Below are 5,239 nucleotides of genomic sequence, written 5' to 3' on the forward strand. Positions count from 1 at the left end.
ACGGTCGTTGCCTCAGAACTAACACAGTGGACGCGAGCAACTGAGGACAAGCCCTCGGCCTATTAGTACCGGTCACCTCCACACGTTACCGTGCTTCCAGATCCGGCCTATCAACCCAGTCGTCTACTGGGAGCCTTACCCCATCAAGTGGGTGGGAGTCCTCATCTCGAAGCAGGCTTCCCGCTTAGATGCTTTCAGCGGTTATCCCTCCCGAACGTAGCCAACCAGCCATGCCCTTGGCAGAACAACTGGCACACCAGAGGTTCGTCCGTCCCGGTCCTCTCGTACTAGGGACAGCCCTTCTCAAGACTCCTACGCGCACAGCGGATAGGGACCGAACTGTCTCACGACGTTCTAAACCCAGCTCGCGTACCGCTTTAATGGGCGAACAGCCCAACCCTTGGGACCGACTCCAGCCCCAGGATGCGACGAGCCGACATCGAGGTGCCAAACCATCCCGTCGATATGGACTCTTGGGGAAGATCAGCCTGTTATCCCCGGGGTACCTTTTATCCGTTGAGCGACGGCGCTTCCACAAGCCACCGCCGGATCACTAGTCCCGACTTTCGTCCCTGCTCGACCCGTCGGTCTCACAGTCAAGCTCCCTTGTGCACTTACACTCAACACCTGATTGCCAACCAGGCTGAGGGAACCTTTGGGCGCCTCCGTTACTCTTTAGGAGGCAACCGCCCCAGTTAAACTACCCATCAGACACTGTCCCTGATCCGGATCACGGACCCAGGTTAGACATCCAGCACGACCAGACTGGTATTTCAACGACGACTCCACAACCACTGGCGTGGCTGCTTCAAAGTCTCCCAGCTATCCTACACAAGCCGAACCGAACACCAATATCAAACTGTAGTAAAGGTCCCGGGGTCTTTCCGTCCTGCTGCGCGAAACGAGCATCTTTACTCGTAGTGCAATTTCACCGGGCCTATGGTTGAGACAGTCGAGAAGTCGTTACGCCATTCGTGCAGGTCGGAACTTACCCGACAAGGAATTTCGCTACCTTAGGATGGTTATAGTTACCACCGCCGTTTACTGGCGCTTAAGTTCTCAGCTTCGCCAGGACGAATCCTGACTAACCGGTCCCCTTAACGTTCCAGCACCGGGCAGGCGTCAGTCCGTATACATCGCCTTACGGCTTCGCACGGACCTGTGTTTTTAGTAAACAGTCGCTTCTCGCTGGTCTCTGCGGCCACCCCCAGCTCACCAAGTAAATTGGATCACCGGGTGTGGCCCCCCTTCTCCCGAAGTTACGGGGGCATTTTGCCGAGTTCCTTAACCATAGTTCACCCGAACGCCTCGGTATTCTCTACCTGACCACCTGAGTCGGTTTAGGGTACGGGCCGCCATGAAACTCGCTAGAGGCTTTTCTCGACAGCATAGGATCATCCACTTCACCACAATCGGCTCGGCATCAGGTCTCAGCCTTGATGAGCGGCGGATTTACCTACCACTCGGCCTACACCCTTACCCCGGGACAACCACCGCCCGGGATGGACTACCTTCCTGCGTCACCCCATCACTCACCTACTACAGGTCTGGTTCGTCGGCTCCACCACTCCCCTTTGCCCGAAGGCTCCGGGGCGGCTTCACGGACTTAGCATCGCCCGGTTCGATGTTTGACGCTTCACAGCGGGTACCGGAATATCAACCGGTTATCCATCGACTACGCCTGTCGGCCTCGCCTTAGGTCCCGACTTACCCTGGGCAGATCAGCTTGACCCAGGAACCCTTAGTCAATCGGCGCACACGTTTCTCACGTGTGAATCGCTACTCATGCCTGCATTCTCACTCGTGAACCGTCCACAACTACCTTCCGGTGCTGCTTCACCCGGCACACGACGCTCCCCTACCCATCACAGCACCCGTTGGGGCTTACTGCTGCAATGACACGACTTCGGCGGTACGCTTGAGCCCCGCTACATTGTCGGCGCGGAATCACTAGACCAGTGAGCTATTACGCACTCTTTCAAGGGTGGCTGCTTCTAAGCCAACCTCCTGGTTGTCTCTGCGACTCCACATCCTTTCCCACTTAGCGTACGCTTAGGGGCCTTAGTCGATGCTCTGGGCTGTTTCCCTCTCGACCATGGAGCTTATCCCCCACAGTCTCACTGCCGCGCTCTCACTTACCGGCATTCGGAGTTTGGCTAAGGTCAGTAACCCGGTAGGGCCCATCGCCTATCCAGTGCTCTACCTCCGGCAAGAAACACACGACGCTGCACCTAAATGCATTTCGGGGAGAACCAGCTATCACGGAGTTTGATTGGCCTTTCACCCCTAACCACAGGTCATCCCCCAGGTTTTCAACCCTGGTGGGTTCGGTCCTCCACGAAGTCTTACCTCCGCTTCAACCTGCCCATGGCTAGATCACTCCGCTTCGGGTCTTGAGCGCGCTACTATATCGCCCTATTCGGACTCGCTTTCGCTACGGCTTCCCCACACGGGTTAACCTCGCAACACACCGCAAACTCGCAGGCTCATTCTTCAAAAGGCACGCAGTCACGAGAATGTGCAAGCACATTCCGACGCTCCCACGGCTTGTAGGCACACGGTTTCAGGTACTATTTCACTCCCCTCCCGGGGTACTTTTCACCATTCCCTCACGGTACTATCCGCTATCGGTCACCAGGGAATATTTAGGCTTAGCGGGTGGTCCCGCCAGATTCACACGGGATTTCTCGGGCCCCGTGCTACTTGGGTGTCTCTCAAACGAGCCGCTGACGTTTCGACTACGGGGGTCTTACCCTCTACGCCGGACCTTTCGCATGTCCTTCGCCTACATCAACGGTTTCTGACTCGTCCTGTTGCCGGCAGACAACAGAAGAGAGATCCCACAACCCCGTATACGCAACCCCTGCCGGGTCTCACACGTATACGGTTTAGCCTCATCCAGTTTCGCTCGCCACTACTCCCGGAATCACGGTTGTTTTCTCTTCCTGCGGGTACTGAGATGTTTCACTTCCCCGCGTTCCCTCCACATACCCTATGTGTTCAGGTATGGGTGACAGCCCATGACGACTGCCGGGTTTCCCCATTCGGAAACCCCCGGATCAAAGCCTGGTTGACGACTCCCCGGGGACTATCGTGGCCTCCCACGTCCTTCATCGGTTCCTGGTGCCAAGGCATCCACCGTGCGCCCTTAAAAACTTGGCCACAGATGCTCGCGTCCACTGTGCAGTTCTCAAACAACGACCAGCCACCCGTCACACACCACTCACGCGATGCTTCACCGGGGCCGGCATCGAGGGAATTCATTCCCTCAGACACCCAACAGCGTGCCCGACACCCTCGCCACTCGTGATCAGCGTTCCACGCTCCGAAGAGCAGTACTAACAGCCCGAGATGACTGACGGTGCCGAATAATCAACGTTCCACCCATGAGCAACCAGCATCAGACATTCGCTGATGTACTGGCCTCTGGACAACCTTGCGGCTGCCTAGAAGTGCTCCTTAGAAAGGAGGTGATCCAGCCGCACCTTCCGGTACGGCTACCTTGTTACGACTTCGTCCCAATCGCCAGTCCCACCTTCGACAGCTCCCTCCCACAAGGGGTTGGGCCACCGGCTTCGGGTGTTACCGACTTTCGTGACGTGACGGGCGGTGTGTACAAGGCCCGGGAACGTATTCACCGCAGCAATGCTGATCTGCGATTACTAGCAACTCCGACTTCATGGGGTCGAGTTGCAGACCCCAATCCGAACTGAGACAGGCTTTTTGAGATTCGCTCCACCTCACGGTATCGCAGCTCATTGTACCTGCCATTGTAGCACGTGTGCAGCCCAAGACATAAGGGGCATGATGACTTGACGTCGTCCCCACCTTCCTCCGAGTTGACCCCGGCGGTCTCCTGTGAGTCCCCATCACCCCGAAGGGCATGCTGGCAACACAGGACAAGGGTTGCGCTCGTTGCGGGACTTAACCCAACATCTCACGACACGAGCTGACGACAGCCATGCACCACCTGTACACCGACCACAAGGGGGCGACCATCTCTGGCCGTTTCCGGTGTATGTCAAGCCTTGGTAAGGTTCTTCGCGTTGCGTCGAATTAAGCCACATGCTCCGCTGCTTGTGCGGGCCCCCGTCAATTCCTTTGAGTTTTAGCCTTGCGGCCGTACTCCCCAGGCGGGGAACTTAATGCGTTAGCTGCGGCACCGACGACGTGGAATGTCGCCAACACCTAGTTCCCACCGTTTACGGCGTGGACTACCAGGGTATCTAATCCTGTTCGCTCCCCACGCTTTCGCTCCTCAGCGTCAGTAATGGCCCAGAGATCCGCCTTCGCCACCGGTGTTCCTCCTGATATCTGCGCATTTCACCGCTACACCAGGAATTCCGATCTCCCCTACCACACTCTAGCTAGCCCGTATCGAATGCAGACCCGGGGTTAAGCCCCGGGCTTTCACACCCGACGTGACAAGCCGCCTACGAGCTCTTTACGCCCAATAATTCCGGACAACGCTTGCGCCCTACGTATTACCGCGGCTGCTGGCACGTAGTTAGCCGGCGCTTCTTCTGCAGGTACCGTCACTTTCGCTTCTTCCCTGCTGAAAGAGGTTTACAACCCGAAGGCCGTCATCCCTCACGCGGCGTCGCTGCATCAGGCTTTCGCCCATTGTGCAATATTCCCCACTGCTGCCTCCCGTAGGAGTCTGGGCCGTGTCTCAGTCCCAGTGTGGCCGGTCGCCCTCTCAGGCCGGCTACCCGTCGTCGCCTTGGTGAGCCGTTACCTCACCAACAAGCTGATAGGCCGCGGGCTCATCCTGCACCGCCGGAGCTTTCGACCCCCACCCATGCGAGTGGAAGTGATATCCGGTATTAGACCCCGTTTCCAGGGCTTGTCCCAGAGTGCAGGGCAGATTGCCCACGTGTTACTCACCCGTTCGCCACTAATCCCCACCGAAGTGGTTCATCGTTCGACTTGCATGTGTTAAGCACGCCGCCAGCGTTCGTCCTGAGCCAGGATCAAACTCTCCGTGAATGTTTACTCGGCCAGAAAATTAATTCAGCCGGTCGACACCACGAGAGCGGAACAGTCAGGCGGAATAAGCCCGACCGTTCACAGCGTCCTCGCTGTGTTTTTTCAAAGGAACCTCGCCCCAGCCTGATGGCCGGAGACGGGGTATCAACATATCTGGCGTTGATTTTTGGCACGCTGTTGAGTTCTCAAGGAACGGACGCTTCCTTTGTACTCACCCTCTCGGGCTTTCCTCCGGGCGCTTCCCTTCGGT

2 rRNA genes are annotated in these 5,239 nt (G+C 57.3%); both read right to left on the reverse strand.

Annotated features, from left to right (window positions below):
- Window positions 1-42 precede the first annotated feature (42 nt).
- Window positions 43-3,162, reverse strand: a 23S ribosomal RNA gene (locus EHO50_RS43830).
- 301 nt (window positions 3,163-3,463) lie between these two features.
- A 16S ribosomal RNA gene (locus EHO50_RS43835) occupies window positions 3,464-4,989 on the reverse strand.
- Together the 16S and 23S rRNA genes form the textbook arrangement of a ribosomal RNA operon.
- Window positions 4,990-5,239: the final 250 nt, after the last annotated feature.

It is taken from the genome of Streptomyces cyaneus (assembly GCF_004028635.1).
Taxonomy (GTDB): Bacteria; Actinomycetota; Actinomycetes; order Streptomycetales; family Streptomycetaceae; genus Streptomyces; species Streptomyces cyaneus.